The organism is Magnetovibrio sp. (assembly GCF_036568125.1).
Classification (GTDB): Bacteria; Pseudomonadota; Alphaproteobacteria; order Rhodospirillales; family Magnetovibrionaceae; genus Magnetovibrio.
This window is the reverse complement of record NZ_DATCTF010000007.1, coordinates 145,734-165,860: the sequence shown is the minus strand read 5'-3', so window position 1 is coordinate 165,860 and position 20,127 is coordinate 145,734. Positions and strand designations below refer to the sequence as shown.

The window sequence follows — 20,127 nt, the reverse complement described above, 5'->3', positions numbered from 1 at the left end:
GCGGACGGTTCAGGTTTGAATCGTCCGCCCTGTTTTTGTTTCGATCGGACAGAGCGACCACAGCCATGCTGTCTTACCAACACGCCTACCATGCCGGTTGCCCGGCGGACGTTCACAAACACGCCGCCCTGGCGCGTCTGCTGGTGCGCCTGAGCGCCGTGGACGAACCGCTCACCTTGATCGAAACCCACGCCGGTCGTGGCCTGTACAGCCTGACCTCACCGGAAGCGAAAAAAACCCGTGAAGCGCAACAAGGCATCGTGCGTTTGCTCAAAGACGGCAAACTGCCGCCCAGCCATCCGTTGGCCAAGGTCATCGCCAAGACCCGGCGCCGACACGGCCCGGCTGCGTATCCGGGCTCGCCACTGATCGCCGATACCCTGCTGCGCCCCCAAGACAGCATTCATTTGATGGAACTGCATCCCCAGGAACACGCCGCGCTGGAACATTTGCTGGGCGATAAAAAGAACATCTCCATCCAACGCCGCGATGGTTTCGAGGCGACCTACGAAATGGCGCCACCGACGCCGAAACGCGGACTGGTGCTGATCGATCCCAGTTTCGAAATCAAAAGCGAATACACCCTGACGGCCGAATTCATCATCGACCTCAACGCCAAGTGGACGGACGGCATCATCTTGCTGTGGTATCCGATGCTGAAGGCGGGATACTACAAAGACATGGTCGGCGCACTGGAAGACGCCATGTTGCCCGGTTTTCACCGCAGCGAAATGCACTTCGCCAAACCCGAAAACGTGCGCGGCATGTTCGGCAGCGGTCTGGTCGCGGTCAACCTGCCAAAAGCATTTCAGCCCGCCATCGACGCGTTCACCTGGCCATATCCGTTTTAAGCGTCAGTCTGGATAAAAGCGGATTTCCTGCGCGCCGTGCCACAAGACGTGATTGCCGAATTCCAACAGCCGGTCTTGACCTTCGACCACGGTGAGGAAGTGATTGCCCGCCAGATTGCCCATTTTGCTGGCGAAGCTGGAACTGCCGTAAGCGAACAAGATTTCCGTTTCGCTATAGCCGCCGGGATAGAGCAAGATGTCGCCGCGCGACGGATGGCAGGTGTGGTTTTCAAAGTCCACCTGGGCGTCGAAATCGCCCAGCGGAATCCACACCGCCTCGCCGCTCCAACGCGAATGAATGACCTTGTTTTCGAACGGCAGCAGCTCCATAAACCGGGCACAGGTTTTCGGCGCGCGTTCGCGCTCAAACTTGGCGCGAAACGCAAACGGCCCCGCTTGTATGTTGAGATACTCCATCATCAGCCTCCTTAAGCCATCGCGCGCGCCTGAACCCGTTTGGTTTTGGCGTACCAAAGCGTGACGAGAAACGTCACGCCCAAAAACGGCGCCATGCCGTAGTTGACCGCGTCCCATCCCGACAGATTGAACAAGCCCCCCGACGCGAACGAACCGGTGGCCGCCGAGGCGAACACGATGAATTCGTTGATGCCTTGGGTCTTGGCTTTTTCCGACGGCTGGTAGGCTTCGGTCAACAACGTGGTGCCGCCGACGAACAGGAAGTTCCACGCCACCCCCAGCAAGATCAACGCGACGCCGAAATTGAGCATTTCGATCCCCGACGTGGCGAACACCGCGCTGACGATGAACAATGCCATGCCGCTGAACAGGATCGTCAACACGCCGAAGCGGTGGATCAAGCTGCCGGTGAAAAACGACGGCACGAACATCGCCAACACGTGCCACTGAATGACCGAGCCGGTGTCGTGCATTTCAAACCCGCACGCGGTCATCGCCAAGGGCGTCGCGGTCATCACCAACACCATCAAGCCATAGCTGGTCGCGGCGTTGAGCACCGCCGCGATGAATGCGGGCTGGCGTACAATCACGCCGAGCGGCCGCGCGCCTTCGTGGTTGCTGTCTTCCATCGGTCGGGGAATGCGCACCAGCGATAACGGGATCATCGCCGCGACGCTGATCAGCGAGGCCATCGCGAAACCGCCCGCAAACGGCACCGGGGCGAGCAAGTCGCGGCTGAAAACCGCCAGGCTCGGTCCGAACAACGCCGAAATCACGCCGCCCAGCAAAACAAACGACACCGCCCGGCTGACAAAATCCATCGGCGCGCTTTCCACTGCGGCAAATCGATAATACTGGGTGCAGGCTTGATAGATGCCCATGACCAAAGCCGCTAGGCAAAACAACACGAAGCTGCCCTCGGTGATGGCGTAAGCGCCCAGTGCGCCGGCACTGACACCGGCCGAGGCGCCGATCAGGAAGCCGAACCGCCGACCGATGCGCTTCATCAGGATCGACATCGGGATGGTGCTCGACGCGGTGCCGATGGTCATCACCGCGATGGGCAAGGTCGCCAGCAACTTGTTGTCAGCCAGCATCTGGCCGACCAATCCGGCGAACATGATGAAGGTCACGCCCGAGACCAAATAAAGCCCCTGCGCCGTGGCCAACATCAAGATGGTGAAACGGTAATTTTGCACGGGCATAACTTAAACGTCTTTCTTCTGGGCGGTACGGTCCGCCGGCGCCTTGGCGGTGGTGGTCAGGTAGACCCCGGTCAGGATCGGCGCGATGCCGATCAAATGGTAAAGCTTGAGGCTTTCGCCCAGGAAAATGATCGAAAAGATCGACGCGAACAGCGGGATCAGGTGAATAAACAATCCTGCCTTGTTCGCCCCCACCTGAGGCACGGCGGCGTTCCAGCACACGAACGCGGCGATGGAGGCGAACAACGCCACATAGGCGATCACCATCAAGCTCGACACCCCCACCGCGAACCCGCCGACGGTGTTGTATTCCCACAGGTAAAACGGCAGCAAAACGGCGATGGCGATCCAGTTGGTGGTGCCCAGCAAAACCATCGGCGGCAGTTTTTGTCCCTCGCCCTTGGGCAGGCGCTTCAACAGCACCGAATAGACAGACCACGCCAACACCGCTCCCAGCACCCACAAATCGCCGGGCGTGAAGCTTAAATGAACCAACACCTGCCAGTCCCCGCGCGACACGATCGCCACCACCCCCAACACCGAAATCCCAATACCCAAGGCTTGGCGGGTGCTGAGACGTTCGTCACCCACCAAAACCGAGATCACCGGTATGACCATAGGCATGCTCGCCAACACCACGGCGGCATTGATGGCGGTGGTGGTGTTCAATGCGATGTAGGTGAAGCTGTGAAACATCACCATGCCGGTGACCGCAAGCACCGTCAGCAAGGCAAAATGCTTGCGGATCAGGGCGCGGTGCAGCCATATGCCACGCGCCACGAACGGCAGCAAGATAAGGCCCGACGCCAACCACCGCCAAAAGGTCAAATTCAGCGGCGGAATGTCGCTGTGCGCCCAGCGGCCGACGACGAAATTCCCGCCCCAAAACAGGGCGGAAAGCGTCAGCAGCAATGCGGGCGGCATTTTCGAAACCATTCGGGGAGGTCCAGTTTAACGTAGCGGCATAGGTGCAAGGATTGTTTGCCCCACACACCGTATGCGTGAATGAGGCCCCAATTGTTAGCCTATCTGATGGGCAAAAACGACGCCGATTTTGTCACGGTGACAAAATTTCCCCGTCACGTGCGAAACGGTGATGCAAAAAGAGCGTTGACAGCCCGCCAATGTTCATGCTTTGTTCTTTTTCAAAGAAGTTGCCATTCAAGATGGAGAACGCAAATGAACATCGTCAATCAATTCGAACGCATCCTCGGAGAAACCGCCGCCGTTGTCGCTTTGTTCACGGCCGGATATGTGTTGTTGATGGTGGTTTGAAGCCTAAAGGCTATCGGGCAGAATCAGCGCGCCGTTTTCGTCCGGCACCAATTGCGCCACGTGGGAAAATTCCCAAGGGTGGCCGTCGGGGTCCGCGACATAGCCGGTGTAACCGCCCCACGGCATTTCGCGGGGCCGCGTCAAGACCGTGGCCCCCGCTTCCAACGCCTTAGCGTACATGGCGTCGACCTCATCCCGGCTTTGCACGTTCACGGCCAGGGTCACCCCGCCGGGTTTCGCTCCATTCAATCCGGTGTCGTGGTCGAGCGCCTCTTGCAGGTAAAGCCCCAGCACTTGATCACCGGCCTGAAAGAACGTCACCTCGTCCATGCTGATCGGCGACGTGACCCAGCCCATGGCTTCGTAATACGCCCGTGACACCGCCATATCCTTGACACCGAGGGTGATGAGATGCACACGATTTTGCATGAAATGTTCCTTCCTATCGTAAAGAATGACAATTCAAGGGACTATTCGTCGGGAACGCGCCGTTTGTGTCCGTTTTCATCCAGGGCCACGAACACGAAGTCGCCTTCGGTGACTTTCAGCTCTTCCAGTTTCGGTCCCGTGCGGCGATGCACCCAGGCCTGCACGTGAATGGTCAGCGAGGTGTTACCGACCTTGGTGACGTCGGCGTAACAGCACAGCACGTCGCCGGCCAAAACCGGCAGGTGGAATTCCATCGCCGTGATGGCCACCGTGGCGACCCGGCCTTGGGCGCGGTCGTTGGCGGTGATGCCGCCCGCCAAGTCCATTTGCGACAAGATCCAGCCGCCGAACACGTTGCCGCCCGCGTTCAAGTTGGCGGGCATCGCCACTTGGCGGATCGCCAGCACGCCTTTCGGTTGGTCGGATGGGCTCGATTCGTTCATTTCATCCTCAATGCCATTGGGGCGATACACCGCATTTTGTGCTTTTCCCTGCGCCAGACTACCGTATGATGCCGTTAAAGCGTTAGCGAGAAAATTAAGATACGCTGTCGCTTCACGCGGAGCCAGCTTCTTCGCCCACAAATTCTTAAGAGACACGACCATCCATGAGCGACCTGTTCGAAGCCGACGACACCCCGAAGAAAGCCCCCAAGCCCGCGCCCGCCAAACCCGCGGCGAAAAAGGCCTCATCTCAATCCGTGCCGAGCGGCGGCCCCAAGCCCGTTGGCGGCGACGCCTACACGGCGGCCGATATCGAGGTCTTGGAAGGGCTGGAACCGGTGCGCAAACGCCCCGGCATGTACATCGGCGGTACGGACGAGCGCGCCTATCATCACCTCGCGGCAGAAATCCTCGACAACTCCATGGACGAAGCGGTCGCCGGTCACGCCAGCGTCATCGAAGTTATCTTGGAGCCGGGCAACCGACTGGTGGTGCGCGACAACGGCCGCGGCATTCCGGTCGATCCACATCCGAAATTTAAGGACAAGTCGGCGCTGGAGGTGATTTTCACCACCTTGCACGCGGGCGGCAAATTCGGCGGCGGCGCTTACGAGACCTCGGGCGGTCTGCACGGCGTCGGCTCGTCGGTGGTCAATGCCCTGTCGTCGGAACTGATCGTCGAGGTCGCCAAGGACAAGCAGCTTTATCGGCAATCCTATTCGCGCGGTCTGCCGACCTCTGCGCTGGAAAGCCTCGGCCCGGTCAACAACCGGCGCGGCACCACGGTTTCGTTCGTGCCCGACACCGACATTTTCGGCACCCGGGTGCATTTTCGCCCCCACACCCTGTTTCGCATGGTGCGCTCCAAAGCCTATCTCTATCGCGGCGTCAAAATCCGCTGGAGCTGCGATGCGGCGCTGCTGAAAGACAAGGAAGACAAGGACGTCCCCGAAAAGGCCGAACTGCACTTCCCCGGCGGCTTGGCGGATTATATCGCCAGCTTGTTGAAGGAACGGCGCACCGTGACGCCGTTGCCGTTCGAAGGCCTTGCCAACTTTCCAGAAGGTCCCGGCCGGGTCGAATGGGCGGTGGCGTGGCCGATGGACGAAGACGGGTTCTTGAATTCCTATTGCAACACCGTGCCCACGCCCCAGGGTGGCACCCATGAATCGGGTCTGAAATCGGCCCTGACCAAGGGTATCAAGGCCTACGCCGATCTGGTCGGCGACAAGCGCGCGGCCAAAATCATGGCCGACGACATGATCGGCGGCGCGTGCGTGATGCTGTCGGCGTTTATCCCCGAACCGCAATTTCAGGGCCAGACCAAGGACAAGCTGGCCACCGCCGAAGCCGCGCGGCTGGTGGAAAACGCCGTGCGCGACCGCTTCGACCATTGGCTTTCGAGCGACCCCAAAGTGGCACAGGTGCTGCTCGACAATGCCGTGGAACGCGCCAATATCCGCACGCGGCGCCGCCTGGACCAAGAAACCAAGCGCAAATCGCTGACCAAAAAGCTGCGCTTGCCGGGCAAACTGTCCGATTGCAGCCAGACCTCGGCGCTGGGCACCGAACTGTTCATCGTCGAAGGCGACAGCGCCGGCGGTTCCGCCAAACAGGCCCGCGACCGCAAGACCCAGGCGATCTTGCCGTTGCGCGGCAAGATCCTCAACGTCGCCTCGGCCACCGCCGACAAGCTCAAGGCCAATCAGGAACTGTCCGATCTGGTCGAGGCGCTGGGCTGCGGCACGCGCAAGGCCTACGACGACGAAGCGCTGCGCTACGAAAAGGTCATCATCATGACCGACGCCGACGTGGACGGTGCGCACATTGCGTCTCTATTGATGACATTCTTCTTTAAGGAAACACCAAAACTCATTGAAAATGGCCATCTTTACATCGCCATGCCGCCGCTGTATCGCATCAGCCAAGGGGCCAAGGTGATCTATGCCCGCGACGACGCCCACAAGGACGAATTGATGCAAACCGAGTTCACCGGGCGCGGCAAGATCGAGATCAGCCGCTTTAAGGGCCTGGGTGAAATGCCGCCCGCGCAGCTCAAAGAAACCACCATGAACCCGGATAACCGCATCTTGTTGCGCGTCACGGTGCCCACCGGCCACGGTGCCGAAGACTGGGACGACATCCACGACACCGAAGAACTGGTCGAAAGCCTGATGGGTAAAAAGCCCGAACTGCGCTATGCCTACATCCAAGAGCACGCCCAATTCGTCGAGGACATCGACGTCTAGCCCCGTACCCGACGAAGGATCATGAGTTGTGATTTTTCGCTTTTTGCTTGAGCACAGCGAACCGTTCGCCCTCGACCTCGGCGACCTGCCCTGGCGCGTTTCCGTGCGCGCCCAAGTGATTTTGGGGTTCGTCGCGCTGGGACTGGGCAAAGGCGGATTGTTCATCGCCACCTTTCTCGCCGCCATGGCCTGGTCGGAAGACGGTTGGCTGGCCTATACCATCATCTGTTCCGTCGTCACTCTGGCAGTGATGGCGTTCGGCTATATCATCACCTTTGGCCGCATCGAAGGGCTGATCGATACGGATGCGGGGACCGTTCAATTGACCAAGCGCTTCCCCTTTTATCGCCGCACCCACCTTGAACCGCTGGCCAATTACCAGGGCGTGGCACTCATATCCGAACAAGATCGCGACCGCCGGGTCACTCACACCTTGGTGCTTGCCCACGCGGATTTAGGTCTCGAATTGCCCCTCTGGCGACGCCACTGGCCCGAGCCGCCGCTTGAAGAATGGGCGGCCTACGCCAAAGCCATTGGTTTACCTCAACTCGAACACCTTATCCATCGGTAGTATTTACACAATCTTCGTTTTCGGGCCCTATGAATGGTGAGATAAACGCCTCACGCCCGGAGAAACAACCATGGGTTCCCAAAACGCGAACAGCGCAGGTCGTTTTGCGCCGCACACGGAACCGGACGGCGCGGGCTCCCCAACCATCTTTGAAGCCGACCTGGTGCGCCTCAAGGTGCGCTTCCCCCTCAAGCGCTTCATCACCTTGATCGTCACCATCGGTGCGCTGATCATCGCCATGATCGCCTACAGCGCCGAAACCGGGCTGAGAATGTCCCAGCGCTATACGCCGCTGATCGACGCCGCCATGGAAATCAAGCTGGAAGCGACCACCGCCTATTTGTGGTACGAAGAAGACACACGACAAGACCCTCACGCCAATATGGATCTGGTCCGCAAGCATATCGATCAAGCCGATTGGTATGCCCGCGCCATGCTGGAAGGCGGCGCCAATGCGGAAGGCATATTCATCCCCCTGGACGACCCAGAACTGCGCACCAGCATCGAAGACGTACGCCGCCTGTTGGCCCATTTTCGCGCAAAGATGGAGCATCCCGCCTTCGACCAGACCGAAAACATGCCGCAAAATCAGTCAAGCGATCACATGTTCGAAACCTTCATTAAAATGGCCGACGGCGTCGAAACGCGGCTGCAGAACCTCGTCCAAATCGCGGAAAAACGGTTCGTTTTCGTCCAAGCGGTGCTCGCCGTGAGCGCATTGGCGGTGATGTCGGTGCTGGGTATTTTGTTCGTGCGCTTCGCCGATGCGCAAAACAATGCCGTGAGGGATCTCAGGCGCGAAATCTTTCGCCGTATTCGGATGGAAAGCACCCTGCGCAAGCAAGCCACCACAGACACCTTGACCGGGTTGATGAACCGGCGGCGCATGACCGACATCTTGCAAGACGAAGTGAGCCGCGCGACGCGTCTCAACACACCCTTTTCCGTGGTCATGTTCGACATCGACCACTTCAAACAAGTCAACGACACCTTCGGTCACGACGTCGGCGACGTCGTCTTGAAAGAAATCGCCGTCACCGTCAAATCGCGCCTGCGCCAGTTGGATGCCTTTGCCCGTTGGGGCGGCGAGGAATTCATGATTTTGCTACGCGGCACCGACATCGACGGCGCGTTGGAACTGTCCAACATCTGCTGCGAACTGCTCGCCGGGCACGACATCGAAACCGTTGGCCGTGTCACCGCAAGTTTCGGCGTCGCCTCGCACCGCCCCGGGCAGACCGTGCGCGACCTGGTCCGACGCGCCGACGAAGCGTTGTATCAGGCCAAGAACAAAGGCCGAAATTGCGTGGTGATCGCCAAGGCCGACTAGCGCCGTGCCCTGACCTTGGCAAACGTCAAAGGCAACAATTCGACCGCGAGAACCCCGGTGAGGATCAAGGCCCCGCCGCCCAATTCCAGCGCGCCTAAGTGTTCGCCCAGCAACACCGCACCGGCCAACGCGGCGAACACGGTTTCGGCACTGAGAATGACCGACGCATCCGCGGCCGGGGTGTGGCGCTGCCCCACCACCTGCAAGGTAAAGCCCAGGCCCACCGACAAGATGCCGGAAAACGCCAGCATCGGCGCGGCGCCGCTCAACGCCTCCAGGCTCGGCGCTTCTGCGGGCCCACCCCAGACCGTGGCCCACACCGTGCCGAGAATGCCGCAAACAAAAAACTGGACGAACGAAATCACGAACGGTGCGCCGGTGCGCGCCGTCATCGCCCCGATCAACAAGATATGCGTGGCCCAAAACAGCGCCCCAGCGATGACCCAGGCATCGCCGTCCTGTATATCATCCAACGCCCCCCCGGCCATCAAATAGGCCCCGCCGAGACACGCCACAGCGGCTGGCCAAATGGCTGGATGGGGCATTTGACGCAGCACGAAAAAGGCCAATATCGGCGTCAACGGGACGTAGAGCGCGGTCAGAAACCCTGCATTCGCCACCGTGGTGGCGGCAATGCCGAATTGCTGCAACAACGCCGCCGTGAACAACACCGCGCCGGTCAGCGCCAACCATGGCAGCGTTGCTGGGCTCAAGCGCCAGTTTTCGTCACGCCGCTTGGCGCGCAGTTCCTTGAGCGCGAACGGCAAAACCACAGCCGCGCCGATGAGAAAGCGCACGCCCGTGAACAGCACCGGGCCGATGTGTTCCATCGCCATTTGCTGAATGGAAAACGTCATCCCCCAGATCAGGGCGGCGATCAACAACAACAGGTTGGCATGCAAGCGGCGCATAATTGGGGAGTGTCCTAAATTTTGAACGTCGCGCTGTGTATCTCTCGCCACGCCAGAGCGCAAGAGGGGATGAATGAATTGTTGCAGCCCAGCGCTGAGAGTCTTAGTCTCTACAGGATTTTACTGAAATTTTCGCCATTCCATGGACCTCCCTATGTCGGACAATTCCACGCCTCTGCTGCAAGTTGAGGACATTCACAAACGCTTCGGCGGTCAAGAAGTCCTCAAAGGCGTGTCCGTCAGCGCCAAGCGCGGCGACGTGATTTCCATATTGGGATCGAGCGGTTCGGGCAAAAGCACCTTCTTGCGCTGTATCAATTATCTCGAACACCCCGACCAAGGCCGGGTCATCATCGACGGCGAAGAAATCCGCACCAAAACGACCAAAAACAATGAATTGATTCCCGCCGACCAGAAGCAGCTCGCCCGTTTGCGGGCGCGCATCGGCTTCGTTTTTCAGTCGTTCAACCTGTGGCCGCACCTCGACGTTTTGCAAAACGTCATCGAAGCGCCGATGCAGGTCTCGAAACTGAGCAAAAAGGAAGCCGTCGATCGCGCCGAAGCCCTGTTGGAGCGCGTCGGCCTGAGCGAGCGCAAACACCACTACCCCGCACACCTGTCCGGCGGCCAACAACAACGCGCCGCCATCGCCCGCACGCTGGCGATGGAACCGGACGTGATCTTGTTCGACGAACCGACTTCGGCGCTCGATCCAGAGTTGGTCAGCGAAGTGCTGGCGGTAATCCGCTCGCTGGCCGAAGAGGGCCGCACGATGCTGATCGTCACCCACGAAATGGGCTTCGCCCGCGAAGTGTCCACCTGGACCCAATTTCTGCACCAAGGAAAGGTTGAAGAACAGGGTCCGCCCGACAAGATATTCAACAACGCGGATTCCGAACGCATCCGCCAATTCATGGCCAGCCACCTTCACTAGTTTTTTAAGAGTGGCGGCACGTTACGAAAGCAAAGGGAGAACTTGAGCATGAAATTGACCCACCACCTTAAAGGCATGGCCATCGCCGCCATGACCGTTCTGGCCGTCAGTGCCGGCAGCGCCAACGCAGCGGAAAAACTGCGCATCGGCACCGAAGGCGCATACCCTCCGTTCAACATGGTTGACGCCAACGGCGAACTTCAGGGCTTCGACGTCGACATCGCCAAGGCGCTGTGCGACAGCATGGGCGCGGACTGCACGTTCGTGAAACAGGATTGGGACGGCATCATCCCGGCGCTCAACAAGCGCAAGTTCGACGCCATCGTGGCCTCCATGTCGATCACCGACGAGCGCAAGAAAGCCGTCGACTTTTCCGAACGCTACTACACCAACAAGCTGCAGTTCGTCGGCAAGACCGGTATGGCGATGGACGTGTCCGCCGCTGGCCTCAAAGGCAAAACCATCGGTGCGCAGCGCGCCACCATCAGCGGCGACTGGCTGGAAAAGAACCGCGCCGATGCCGACATCAAGCTCTATGACACCCAGGAAAACGCATACCTCGACCTCGCCTCGGGCCGTTTGGATGGTATCCTCGCCGACGCCCTGGTGAACTACGAATGGCTTCAGTCCGATGCGGGCAAAGGCTTTGAATTCAAAGGCGAGCCGGTGTTCGACGGCGACTTGATCGGCATCGCCGTGCGCAAGGGCGAAGACGACCTGCGCATGAAGCTGAACAAAGCCATCAAGGACATCGTGGCGAACGGCACCTACGCGAAAATCAACGCGAAGTACTTCCCCTTCTCCATCTATTGATGCGAAGCTGAACCGGCAGGGCTTATGATATGAGCCCTGCCGGTTTTCTTTTTTCTGTTTAGGGCCCCCCATGATCGATCTTCACGGCTTTGGCGCACAATTGCTCGCAGGGACAATGGTGACCTTACAGCTGGCGCTGGCCGCTTTGATCGTCGGCTTGATCCTGGGGCTTTTGGGCGCGACGGCGAAGCTGTCCGACCTCGCCCCGGTGCGCCTTCTGGGTAACGGCTATTCGACCTTGGTGCGCGGGCTGCCTGAATTTTTGGTGGTGTTGACGTTCTATTTCGGCGCGACCGACATCCTCATGGCCATCGCGTCGCAATTCGGCTACGACGACTATATCGAGGTCAGCGCCTTTGCCGCGGGGACCACGGCGCTGGGCTTCATCTTCGGCGCGTATGCATCCGAACTGTTTCGCGGCGCGATCATCGCCATTCCCCCCGGCCAAGCCGAAGCCGCGCGGGCGCTCGGCATGAACCGGCGGCAAACCTTCACCCGCATCACCTTGCCGCAAGTGTGGCGCATCGCGCTGCCGGGTTTGGGCAATCTGTTCATGATTTTGATGAAGGACACGGCCCTGGTGTCGGTGGTCGGCCTGGAAGAACTGATGCGCGTCACCGCCTTCGCGGTCGGTCGGTCGAAAGAACCGTTTACCTTCTATCTGACCGCGGCGGTGATCTACCTGGTTTTGACGTCGATTGCGTCCTATGGCCTCAGGCGCTTGGAAAAACGCGCCAGCCTTGGTGTCAGGGAGCTGTCGTCATGAGCTTTCAAACGTACCTCGACATGCTGCCGTTGTTGGGCCAAGGCGCGTTGCTGACGATCCAACTGTTGTTGCTGTCCGCCGTCGCCGGATTGATCCTCGCCGTGCCGCTGGCCCTAGCGCGGGTGTCGCGGTCTTGGTGGATCAATTTGTTTCCGCGCACCTATATCTTCTTTTTTCGCGGCACACCGCTTTTGGTCCAGCTGTTCTTGGTCTATTACGGTTTGGGACAGTTCGAGGCGGTGCGCGAAAGCTTCGCCTGGCCGGTGCTGCGCGATGCCTATTGGTGCGCGGTGATCACCTTCTCGCTGCACACCGCCGCCTACATCTCGGAAATTCTGCGCGGCGCGATCCAGGCCGTCCCCGTCGGCGAAATCGAAGCCGCGCGCGCCATCGGCATGCGCCCGCGCCAAGTCTACGCCCGCATCATTTTACCGCGCGCGTTCCGCATGGCGCTTCCCGCGTACGGCAACGAAATCATCTTGATGCTGAAAGCCAGCGCCTTGGCCAGCACCATCACGCTGCTCGACCTCACCGGCATGGCGAAGACGATTTCGGCGAAAAACTACATGCCGGTGGAAACGTTCATCACCGCTGGCGCGTTTTATCTGGTCATCACGTATGTTCTGACCCACGTCATCCGTTATCTGGAAAAACATCTGCACCCGGATCGCAAGGAGCCGGTTGTGATCGTCGGCTAAATATCGGCTGGGCGTCGATCGGACGGCCTAAGCCTGCACAGCCTCCTCACCAAACACGCGTTCCAATTCAGCGACCAGCTGGCCGATATTGAACGGCTTGGTGAGATACGCGTCGAAACCGGCGTCGAGCCCCTCTTGAACCAGATGCGGCATAGCGTGAGCGCTCACCGCGATCACCGAGGCGTCTTTGTCGCGTTCGCGGATGATCTTGAGCAAGTCCGTGCCACTCATACCCGGCAACGCGATGTCGAGCATGATAAAATCGGGCTGCTCGGCTTCGACCATTTCCAAACCGATTTCGGCGTTCTTGGCGGTAAGCAAACGCAAATTGGGAAACTGCTCGAAGATGCCTTCCATCAGCATCAGATTGGCATCGTTGTCTTCGACGTATAGTACGGTGCCCACGTGGTGGCCCCCTTGCCAGTGTTGGTTTTCAGGCTTTGACGCGACCTGCGCCCCAACCTCGTTGTCCGCGGCGATGGGGAATTCTACCCAAAACGTCGAGCCTTCGCCCGGCGTGGATTCGACTCCAATCCGCCCCCCCATAAGTTCCACCAATTCCTTGGTGATGGTCAAGCCGATACCTGCACCTTCGATGTCGCTGTTTTCATGTTCCAATCGCGAAAACGGATGAAACAGCTCTTTGAGACCAGCGGCGGAAATGCCGTGGCCCGTATCGCTGACCTGAATGCGCAAAGCGTGATCAATGACCTTACACGCCAATGTGAATGAACCGGAATCAACATTGTATTTCACAGCATTGGACAACAGGTTGAGCAATACCTGCTTTAACCGCATGGCATCGACCCAAATATGCGGCCATGCATGTTCCAAAGCCGGTACATGGAACGTCAAACCGTTCTTTTCCGCCAACGTTTGAACCATTGGGACCGTTTCGTAGAACACGTCTTCGGGCTTGGTGCTTTTCAAATCCAGCTCGAGATGCCCGGATTCGATCTTCGCCAGCTCCAAAATTTCATTGATCAAATGCAGGAGGTGATTGCCGCCGGTCTTGATGTGTTCGATGCTTTCTTTTTGCGCATCCAGCAACGGATGCCGAGGATCGTGTTCCATCAACTGGGCGAAACCGAGAATCGCGTTCAAGGGTGTGCGCAGTTCATGGCTCATCGATGACAGGAATTGAGATTTGGCTTGATTGGCGCGTTCGGCCTCCTGTTTGGCGCGTTGCAACTCCTTTTCCGCCGTTTTGCGATCGGTGATGTCTTCGTACATGCCCAAAACACCGATCACGTCCCCATCGAGATTACGCAGTGGGCTTTTCGAGGTCCGCAGCCAGACCTCCCCCCCTTTGGGCGTGGTCTGCGGTTCTTCATAGCCAATTTTGGGCTTCATGCTTTCGATCACGTGCATATCGTCGGCGCGATACAGTTCCGCCTGATCGCGCCAGCCCATCTCGAAATCCGATTTACCGATCATTTGGCGCGGGTTTTGATAACCTGCGTCCATCGCAAACAAGCGGTTGCAGCCCAGAAGATTGAGGTTTTTGTCTTTCCAAAACACCCGCACGGGAATCGTGTCGAGCACCACGTTAAGCATGCGGTTGGCTTCCATCAAACGCAGTTCACTGTCTTCCAGTTCCGCTTTGGCCTGTTCGGTGGCTTCGATCTGGCGCTGCAATTCCCGAGTGCGCTCGGCAACTTGGCGTTCCAGATCCTCGTTGACGCGCAGCAACCTCTGTTCGGCGGCTTTGCGGTCCGTAATGTCGTTGAACACCATCAGCAAGCGCGGTTGCCCATCGAATAGGATTTCTTCGCAAGATGTCGAAAACATCCGCACATCACCGTTGCGGGTGCGCAGTTGGTGTTCGTAATTGCGAAGATACCCCTGGGCTTGAAAGGCCTTGATGTAGCGTTCGCGATCTTCTGGTTTTAACCAGACCCCCATCTCGTGCGCCGTTTTGCCGATCACCTCTTCACGTTCATAGCCCATGGTGTTCAGCCATGCATCGTTGACGGCGTAATGGTGACCGTTTTCCACCGTTGAGATGGCGATCATCGAAGGGCTGGCATCGAATACCTTGGAAAAGCGTTTTTCGCAGGCATCTAGGCTCTGCTTCAAGGCGTCCAGTTCGCTGAGGGGGAGATTCATGATGATGTGGGCATACCTAGTATGTAAAAGCGAACCTCAACCTAATGATATTACGAAGCCTTTTAAAACATTAATCGCACAATACTGCACTTTGGTCAAATAATTGAGCTTGTGCTCACCTGGTGCTACCGGACCGCGCCCCTTCAGCGTCTAAACTTAGCGACTGCGAACCACGTAGCGAGGGACTGTGTGATGCAATCCGACATACTGATCTTGTTTACTAGGCCTCAGTCCGATGCCGACTTGTCACGGGCGAAATCGGCTTTGATGTCACTGGACCGGTCCGTATTGGCACACAGCAAAGAAGGTTCGACACGGGTTCTTTTGGTGAAATTCGACCCGTCGGCGCTAACCCCTGCGACTCTACTCAAGACCATGCATGACGCGGGGTTTCAGGCGACCATGGCGGGTGGTTAAGCACCAATCTCAATGTTGCTCTTGACGAATTATAACTAAAATATTAGTTTTATTTTCATGAACGCTATTCCCAACGAAACGATCGCCGCCGACATTCTCGGTGCTCTGGGCAACGAAACCCGCCTGTTGGTGTTTCGACTACTGGTTCGTGCGGGACGCGATGGGCTGAACATCGGCCAAATTCAAGAGCACCTGGGCACCGCACCATCGACCCTGGCCCACCACATTCAAACCCTTGTCCATGCCGGACTGGTACTGCAGACCAAAAAAGGCCGCGAAGTGATCTGTTCAGCCAATTTCGACACCATGGATGCCCTTGTCGCGTATCTGACGGACCAGTGTTGCAAAGGGTTTTGTTAACCCGCTCGTCAAAACAGCCATCGGCTTTTTTTTCGGCATTTATAACTAATTATCTAGGGATTTAGTAAAATGACCACGCAAACGTCCTTACAATCGGCTTCAATCCGGCTCAGACGGAAAATCGATCCGGCTTGGACGGCCTTGGCCCTGGCACTGCTCGCCTTGGCGATCGGACAGCCGCAACAATTCGCGCCCAGCGTTTCGTTCATTGTCGATCAAGTCGTGGATATTTTGCCGTACCTGGCGTTGGCCGTCGGTGCGGCGGCTTATGCCGGGGCCAGCGGCGCAGACAACCTGATCGCCAAGGCCTTTTCCGGGCACATCGCCTTGATGCTTCCGTTCGCCGCCTTGATGGGGGCACTGTCGCCGTTTTGTTCGTGCGGGGTCATTCCGCTGATCGCGGCTCTGCTGTCCATGGGCGTGCCGTTGGCTCCGGTGATGGCCTTTTGGCTCGCCTCGCCGCTCATGGATCCATCCATGTTCGTTCTGACATCCGGTGAAATCGGACTGGATTTCGCCATCGCCAAAACCATCGCCGCCATCGCGATGGGGTTGTTCGGCGGCGTTGCGGTGCTGGCCCTTTCCGGTGCCTCATTTATGCAAGCGCCCTTGCGCCTGGGCGTTGGCAATGGCTCTTGTGCGGGGGCGAAGGTGCGCAACCCCAAGGCTGTGCGGTGGGCGTTTTGGCGTGAATCTGAGCGCACCGCCAAGTTCGCCCGCGAAGGCCTGAAAAGCTTTCTGTTCTTGTTGAAGTGGCTGTCGCTGGCCTATCTGGCCGAAAGCCTGATGGTCGCCTACGCCCCCGCCAATGCCATCGCCGAGATCGCGGGTGGCGGTGACTTCGTTTCGATCCTCACCGCGGCGTTGATCGGCGTGCCGACCTATTTGAACGGTTACGCCGCCATTCCGCTGATCGGCGGGCTGTTCGAACAAGGCATGGCGCAGGGCGCGGGCATGGCGTTCTTGATAGCCGGCGGGGTGACGTCCCTGCCCGCCGCCATCGCGGTGTTCGCCTTGGTGCGTTGGCCGGTGTTCGCGCTGTACTTGGTGCTGGCGTTGAGCGGTTCGGTGGCGGTTGGCCTGATCTATCAGGCGTGGACGGTCATATAGAACCATCGGGCGGGCTTAGCCGCCCCGGCAGCTGCTGTAGCGCGAAGCCCGTCCGCCGTCTTTTTTGAACACCACATACATGTTGTCGGAGGTCGGCAACGTGTAGGTCAGGCCGTAATGGGCCGTGAACCCGGCCTTTTCGCCCATCCGGCGCAAGGTTTTGGGGGTGAAGTAGTTGAGGTGATCGGGGTAACGGAACCCGCACCACTTGGCGCCCATCACCATGCGGTTCCACGAACCGTAGTTCGGCACCTTGACGATCGCCACCCCACCGGGCGCCAGCACCCGATGGGTTTCCTTAAGCACCGCCAAGGGGTGCATTTCGTGTTCCAGATAGGAACGCAGGGTCGCCGCGCTAAAAAAGCCGTCCGCGAACGACTTCAGCCCGTCGAGTGTCGGCGCGTTGACGCACGCGCCGTTGCTGACGCTGAAGCGCATGTCGGCGGCTTTGGCCAGTTCGGTGGAAATCTCGATACCGAACGGCGTGAAGGCGGGCGACATCTTGTCCATCTGCGCGCCATCGCCACAACCCAGATCGACGACGTTTCCCGGCTGCGCCCAGATCTCGACCAGCAACGGCATCTGCTTACGCGGCAACAGGCGCATGCGCATGCGGGTCAACTTGCTGGCCTTGTAGGTCACCGGACGCAATTCGGCGCGGCGCTGTTCTTCGATCTTGGTGGTGGTTTCCCAGCTCAGTTCCTTGAACAGCTTGGCGTAATCGGGGCCCTTGTCGATATAGACGAAGCCGCACCCGGCGCATTCGCGGATGGTCCAAACGTCGAAGCTGTATTCGTTTTCCGGCTGGTCGTCGTTGTTGCGCCCACACAGCGGGCAATCACGATGCAAAACCTGAACGGCGCCGAGATTTTTGGACTGAACTTCGAACGTTTCAGCGTTCATCAAAGCCCCGCCGTCTCGTCGAACCCGAACATGATGTTGAGGTTTTGCACGCACGAACCCGACGCGCCCTTGCCGAGATTGTCGAGCTGCGCCATCACCACAGCTTGGCCCGCTTCGGCGTTGGCGAACACGAACAAGCGCAGATCGTTGGTGCCGTTGGCGTCGGTGGGCTGCAACTGGCTGATCCCGGCGCAGTCGGCGAGTTCCGCGACCTTGACGAAAGAGCGTCCGGCGTAATGTGCGGCCAAAACCCCGTAAACGTCTTCGACCGACGGTGCGGACGGCAAGTCACGCAGTTGCAGCGGCACCTGCACCAGCATCCCCTGGGCGAAGCGCCCGACGCTGGGCACGAACAACGGCCGCTTGCTCAACCCGCCATGCGCCTGAATTTCCGGCACGTGCTTGTGCTGCAAGCCCAAACCGTAAACGAAGAACGGCGCTTCGGTGTAACCGTCCGAGGTTGGGTCTTCGAAATTGGCGATCAGTTGCTTGCCACCGCCGCTATAGCCGGAAATGGCATTGATGCACACGCCATGGTCCGTCGGCAACAGCCCGGCGCGAACCAACGGATTCAAGATCGAAATCGACGCCACCGCGTAGCAGCCCGGGTTGCTGACCCGCTTGGACGCCGCGATGACAGCACTTTGATCGCCGTCGAGTTCGGGAAAACCATAGGCCCAACCGTCCGCAACCCGATGCGCGGTACTGGCGTCGATAACCTTGACGTCGGGGTTTTCAATCATCGCAACGGCTTCGCGAGCGGCATCGTCGGGCAGGCACAAGATGGCGAGATCGACGCTGTTGAGCATATCACGGCGCGCACCGGCATCCTTACGGTTGGCTTCCGAAAGGCTGACGATTTCAATGTCGTTCCGGTTTTCAAGCCGGGCGCGGATTTGCAGGCCGGTGGTGCCTACTTCTCCGTCGATAAAGATGCGTGCGCTCATCGCAGTATCCCGTTTTGCGGTTTCGACGCCCCATGCGTCGATAACTCGACCTGCTTAACGGACCTCGGGCACTTTCGCAATGCCTTGATCATTTTAGACAGCCAAAACGCCTTTGATCCTCATCAAGGGATCTGAATTCACACAATGTTATGAGTTCTTCATTGCGACATGATTTTATCACACCAATATAAATGATTGCCCCAACGCACAAACATGTGAGGCCGCGTGAATTCCAACGCGATAACACCCCAGTCCAACGCAAACAAACACATTGAACAAGAGGGAGCCGAACTGCATGGATAAGCACTTAAAGACAACGCCATCACGAGCAGACGCAAAACCGTATCCCGTTGCCATTAAAGAATATGTTTTCCATGCGGCGTTTGCGCTGATCGTCGCCTTTACCACTCTTCTTCTTCTGACTGTCACGGTCTCTGCAAACGAGCGCCTCTTGGGTGGGCGCGCTTTCTCGCCTCCTGACCGCGTCGTTCCCATGGGCGATGATTGGGAACGCAAGGGCATCAGCCACACCACCCCCCAACCGGTCGACCTGGCGGTGGCGTTGGATCAGCAACTCTACCCATCCCTTGGTCCGCTGATCGAAGCGTTCGCCAAGGATCGCGGTATAAAAGTCGCCGTTCAAAATGGTACCTGTGGAATTTCCGCAGGCCTACTTGCCGACAAAGCCGCCGATATCGGTGGATTCTGCTGTCCGCCAGGTGCCTCGGACCGCCTGCCTGGGCTCAAATATCACACCATCGGCATAGGTGCCTTGGCGCTCATCACCCACAGTTCCAACCCGACAGAAAACATCGACGTGGATGATGCCCGCAAGCTGTTCGGCAATGACATTCGCGATTGGAGCGAATTGCCCATGAGCGGGTTTAAGGCCGACACGCGTCAACCGGTGCGCGCCCTCGCGCGCCTTCATTGCAAGGTGCGCCCAGGGCACTGGCGCCTGATTTTGGACACCGAACAGCAATTCGGTTGGGACCTGACCGAGGTATCCGCGATCAAGGACATGCTTCAACAGGTTTCCATTACACCCGGTGCGATCGGCTACGAAACGTTGTGGCACATCGACCGGTTGGCCAAGGAAAACCAAAGCGTGGTCAAAACCTTGCGCGTCAACGGCATGTCCCCCCACGATAACGATGCCGTGGCGCGCGGCGCGTATCCGCTGTATCGTGTCTTCAACATCACCTCTTGGGCGGACGGTCCCGCCAACAATGAACTTGGAAACGAGCTCGCCGCATACCTTGTCGACCACGCTGGTCAGATTAAACCGGAATTCGCTATTATACCGGCGTCGGATTTGCGGCGTTATGGATGGAAATTTCAAGACACAGAATTGTTAGGTGAGCCGAACTGATTGATTTGTAAGGGTGA

21 protein-coding genes are annotated in these 20,127 nt (G+C 58.5%); 12 read left to right on the top strand and 9 right to left on the bottom strand.

Going from position 1 to position 20,127, the window contains the following annotated elements; translation table 11 throughout:
• Window positions 1-65 precede the first annotated feature (65 nt).
• Entirely contained in the window at window positions 66-851 is a 786-nt protein-coding gene (gene rlmJ / locus VIN96_RS04015; protein WP_331894147.1) for a 23S rRNA (adenine(2030)-N(6))-methyltransferase RlmJ, read from the top strand.
• Window positions 852-854: 3 nt separating this feature from the next.
• On the opposite strand, the gene VIN96_RS04010 is transcribed toward rlmJ, so the two are convergent.
• The 5 genes from VIN96_RS04010 to VIN96_RS03990 form a co-directional block, all read right to left on the bottom strand.
• Entirely contained in the window at window positions 855-1,271 is a 417-nt protein-coding gene (locus VIN96_RS04010) for a DUF3830 family protein (RefSeq protein WP_331894146.1), read from the bottom strand.
• A gap of 8 nt (window positions 1,272-1,279) precedes the next feature.
• Window positions 1,280-2,473, bottom strand: coding sequence for an MFS transporter (locus VIN96_RS04005; RefSeq protein WP_331894145.1), 1,194 nt, complete (start codon window positions 2,471-2,473; stop codon window positions 1,280-1,282).
• A gap of 3 nt (window positions 2,474-2,476) precedes the next feature.
• Window positions 2,477-3,409 carry a DMT family transporter gene (locus VIN96_RS04000; protein WP_331894144.1) on the bottom strand — a complete coding sequence of 311 codons (933 nt, stop codon included), beginning with the start codon at window positions 3,407-3,409 and terminating at the stop codon, window positions 2,477-2,479.
• 342 nt (window positions 3,410-3,751) lie between these two features.
• Window positions 3,752-4,177: a VOC family protein gene (locus VIN96_RS03995; protein WP_331894143.1), complete on the bottom strand. Its 426-nt coding sequence runs from the start codon at window positions 4,175-4,177 to the stop codon at window positions 3,752-3,754.
• Window positions 4,178-4,218: 41 nt separating this feature from the next.
• Window positions 4,219-4,620 carry an acyl-CoA thioesterase gene (locus tag VIN96_RS03990; RefSeq protein ID WP_331894142.1) on the bottom strand — a complete coding sequence of 134 codons (402 nt, stop codon included), beginning with the start codon at window positions 4,618-4,620 and terminating at the stop codon, window positions 4,219-4,221.
• A gap of 164 nt (window positions 4,621-4,784) precedes the next feature.
• Between VIN96_RS03990 and parE the strand changes: the two genes are divergently transcribed.
• The 3 genes from parE (at window position 4,785) to VIN96_RS03975 (ending at window position 8,770) form a co-directional block, all read left to right on the top strand.
• Entirely contained in the window at window positions 4,785-6,869 is a 2,085-nt protein-coding gene (gene parE, locus VIN96_RS03985) for a DNA topoisomerase IV subunit B (protein WP_331894141.1), read from the top strand.
• A gap of 28 nt (window positions 6,870-6,897) precedes the next feature.
• On the top strand, window positions 6,898-7,440 hold the full coding sequence (locus tag VIN96_RS03980; protein ID WP_331894140.1) for a hypothetical protein: 543 nt from the start codon (window positions 6,898-6,900) through the stop codon (window positions 7,438-7,440).
• A 70-nt stretch (window positions 7,441-7,510) separates the two neighbouring features.
• Window positions 7,511-8,770 carry a GGDEF domain-containing protein gene (locus VIN96_RS03975; protein WP_331894139.1) on the top strand — a complete coding sequence of 420 codons (1,260 nt, stop codon included), beginning with the start codon at window positions 7,511-7,513 and terminating at the stop codon, window positions 8,768-8,770.
• On the opposite strand, the gene VIN96_RS03970 is transcribed toward VIN96_RS03975, so the two are convergent.
• The gene (locus tag VIN96_RS03970) at window positions 8,767-9,681 is read right to left on the bottom strand and encodes a DMT family transporter (RefSeq protein WP_331894138.1); all 915 of its coding nucleotides are present in this window, start codon (window positions 9,679-9,681) and stop codon (window positions 8,767-8,769) included. The genes VIN96_RS03975 and VIN96_RS03970 overlap by 4 nt on opposite strands.
• Before the next feature lie 154 nt (window positions 9,682-9,835).
• Between VIN96_RS03970 and VIN96_RS03965 the strand changes: the two genes are divergently transcribed.
• From VIN96_RS03965 to VIN96_RS03950, 4 genes are all read left to right on the top strand, one after another.
• Window positions 9,836-10,615, top strand: coding sequence for an ABC transporter ATP-binding protein (locus VIN96_RS03965; RefSeq protein ID WP_331894137.1), 780 nt, complete (start codon window positions 9,836-9,838; stop codon window positions 10,613-10,615).
• 48 nt (window positions 10,616-10,663) lie between these two features.
• Entirely contained in the window at window positions 10,664-11,428 is a 765-nt protein-coding gene (locus VIN96_RS03960; RefSeq protein ID WP_331894136.1) for an ABC transporter substrate-binding protein, read from the top strand.
• 70 nt (window positions 11,429-11,498) lie between these two features.
• Window positions 11,499-12,194 carry an ABC transporter permease gene (locus tag VIN96_RS03955; RefSeq protein ID WP_331894135.1) on the top strand — a complete coding sequence of 232 codons (696 nt, stop codon included), beginning with the start codon at window positions 11,499-11,501 and terminating at the stop codon, window positions 12,192-12,194.
• Complete coding sequence (locus tag VIN96_RS03950; RefSeq protein WP_331894134.1) at window positions 12,191-12,892, top strand: ABC transporter permease; 702 nt, start codon at window positions 12,191-12,193, stop codon at window positions 12,890-12,892. The genes VIN96_RS03955 and VIN96_RS03950 overlap by 4 nt, the downstream gene beginning before the upstream one ends.
• Window positions 12,893-12,919: 27 nt before the next feature.
• On the opposite strand, the gene VIN96_RS03945 is transcribed toward VIN96_RS03950, so the two are convergent.
• Window positions 12,920-15,001: a PAS domain S-box protein gene (locus VIN96_RS03945; protein ID WP_331894133.1), complete on the bottom strand. Its 2,082-nt coding sequence runs from the start codon at window positions 14,999-15,001 to the stop codon at window positions 12,920-12,922.
• Between the two features lie 192 nt (window positions 15,002-15,193).
• Between VIN96_RS03945 and VIN96_RS03940 the strand changes: the two genes are divergently transcribed.
• The 3 genes from VIN96_RS03940 (at window position 15,194) to VIN96_RS03930 (ending at window position 16,888) form a co-directional block, all read left to right on the top strand.
• A complete protein-coding gene (locus VIN96_RS03940; protein ID WP_331894132.1) occupies window positions 15,194-15,418 on the top strand; it encodes a hypothetical protein in 225 nt (74 codons plus the stop codon).
• A gap of 57 nt (window positions 15,419-15,475) precedes the next feature.
• Window positions 15,476-15,778 (top strand): metalloregulator ArsR/SmtB family transcription factor, encoded by a 303-nt coding sequence (locus VIN96_RS03935; protein ID WP_331894131.1) that lies wholly within the window; start codon window positions 15,476-15,478, stop codon window positions 15,776-15,778.
• Window positions 15,779-15,847: 69 nt separating this feature from the next.
• Entirely contained in the window at window positions 15,848-16,888 is a 1,041-nt protein-coding gene (locus VIN96_RS03930; protein WP_331894130.1) for a permease, read from the top strand.
• A gap of 15 nt (window positions 16,889-16,903) precedes the next feature.
• On the opposite strand, the gene VIN96_RS03925 is transcribed toward VIN96_RS03930, so the two are convergent.
• Window positions 16,904-17,791, bottom strand: a complete 888-nt coding sequence (locus tag VIN96_RS03925) for a class I SAM-dependent methyltransferase (RefSeq protein WP_331894129.1) — start codon at window positions 17,789-17,791, stop codon at window positions 16,904-16,906.
• Window positions 17,791-18,738: an N-acetyl-gamma-glutamyl-phosphate reductase gene (argC, locus tag VIN96_RS03920; RefSeq protein ID WP_331894128.1), complete on the bottom strand. Its 948-nt coding sequence runs from the start codon at window positions 18,736-18,738 to the stop codon at window positions 17,791-17,793. Before argC ends, VIN96_RS03925 begins: the two co-directional genes overlap by 1 nt.
• 493 nt (window positions 18,739-19,231) lie before the next feature.
• Here argC and VIN96_RS03915 point away from each other — a divergent pair, with 493 nt between their 5' ends.
• Complete coding sequence (locus VIN96_RS03915; protein WP_331894127.1) at window positions 19,232-20,110, top strand: substrate-binding domain-containing protein; 879 nt, start codon at window positions 19,232-19,234, stop codon at window positions 20,108-20,110.
• Window positions 20,111-20,127: the final 17 nt, after the last annotated feature.

Bases quoted from the DNA above. Each gene is read 5' to 3' on its own strand.
- rlmJ (WP_331894147.1), top strand. From the start codon at position 66: ATGCTGTCTTACCAACACGCCTACCATGCCGGTTGCCCGGCGGACGTT.
- VIN96_RS04010 (WP_331894146.1), bottom strand. From the start codon at position 1,271: ATGATGGAGTATCTCAACATACAAGCGGGGCCGTTTGCGTTTCGCGCC.
- VIN96_RS04005 (WP_331894145.1), bottom strand. From the start codon at position 2,473: ATGCCCGTGCAAAATTACCGTTTCACCATCTTGATGTTGGCCACGGCG.
- VIN96_RS04000 (WP_331894144.1), bottom strand. From the start codon at position 3,409: ATGGTTTCGAAAATGCCGCCCGCATTGCTGCTGACGCTTTCCGCCCTG.
- VIN96_RS03995 (WP_331894143.1), bottom strand. From the start codon at position 4,177: ATGCAAAATCGTGTGCATCTCATCACCCTCGGTGTCAAGGATATGGCG.
- VIN96_RS03990 (WP_331894142.1), bottom strand. From the start codon at position 4,620: ATGAACGAATCGAGCCCATCCGACCAACCGAAAGGCGTGCTGGCGATC.
- parE (WP_331894141.1), top strand. From the start codon at position 4,785: ATGAGCGACCTGTTCGAAGCCGACGACACCCCGAAGAAAGCCCCCAAG.
- VIN96_RS03975 (WP_331894139.1), top strand. From the start codon at position 7,511: ATGGGTTCCCAAAACGCGAACAGCGCAGGTCGTTTTGCGCCGCACACG.
- VIN96_RS03970 (WP_331894138.1), bottom strand. From the start codon at position 9,681: ATGCGCCGCTTGCATGCCAACCTGTTGTTGTTGATCGCCGCCCTGATC.
- VIN96_RS03965 (WP_331894137.1), top strand. From the start codon at position 9,836: ATGTCGGACAATTCCACGCCTCTGCTGCAAGTTGAGGACATTCACAAA.
- VIN96_RS03960 (WP_331894136.1), top strand. From the start codon at position 10,664: ATGAAATTGACCCACCACCTTAAAGGCATGGCCATCGCCGCCATGACC.
- VIN96_RS03955 (WP_331894135.1), top strand. From the start codon at position 11,499: ATGATCGATCTTCACGGCTTTGGCGCACAATTGCTCGCAGGGACAATG.
- VIN96_RS03950 (WP_331894134.1), top strand. From the start codon at position 12,191: ATGAGCTTTCAAACGTACCTCGACATGCTGCCGTTGTTGGGCCAAGGC.
- VIN96_RS03945 (WP_331894133.1), bottom strand. From the start codon at position 15,001: ATGAATCTCCCCCTCAGCGAACTGGACGCCTTGAAGCAGAGCCTAGAT.
- VIN96_RS03940 (WP_331894132.1), top strand. From the start codon at position 15,194: ATGCAATCCGACATACTGATCTTGTTTACTAGGCCTCAGTCCGATGCC.
- VIN96_RS03935 (WP_331894131.1), top strand. From the start codon at position 15,476: ATGAACGCTATTCCCAACGAAACGATCGCCGCCGACATTCTCGGTGCT.
- VIN96_RS03930 (WP_331894130.1), top strand. From the start codon at position 15,848: ATGACCACGCAAACGTCCTTACAATCGGCTTCAATCCGGCTCAGACGG.
- VIN96_RS03925 (WP_331894129.1), bottom strand. From the start codon at position 17,791: ATGAACGCTGAAACGTTCGAAGTTCAGTCCAAAAATCTCGGCGCCGTT.
- argC (WP_331894128.1), bottom strand. From the start codon at position 18,738: ATGAGCGCACGCATCTTTATCGACGGAGAAGTAGGCACCACCGGCCTG.
- VIN96_RS03915 (WP_331894127.1), top strand. From the start codon at position 19,232: ATGGGCGATGATTGGGAACGCAAGGGCATCAGCCACACCACCCCCCAA.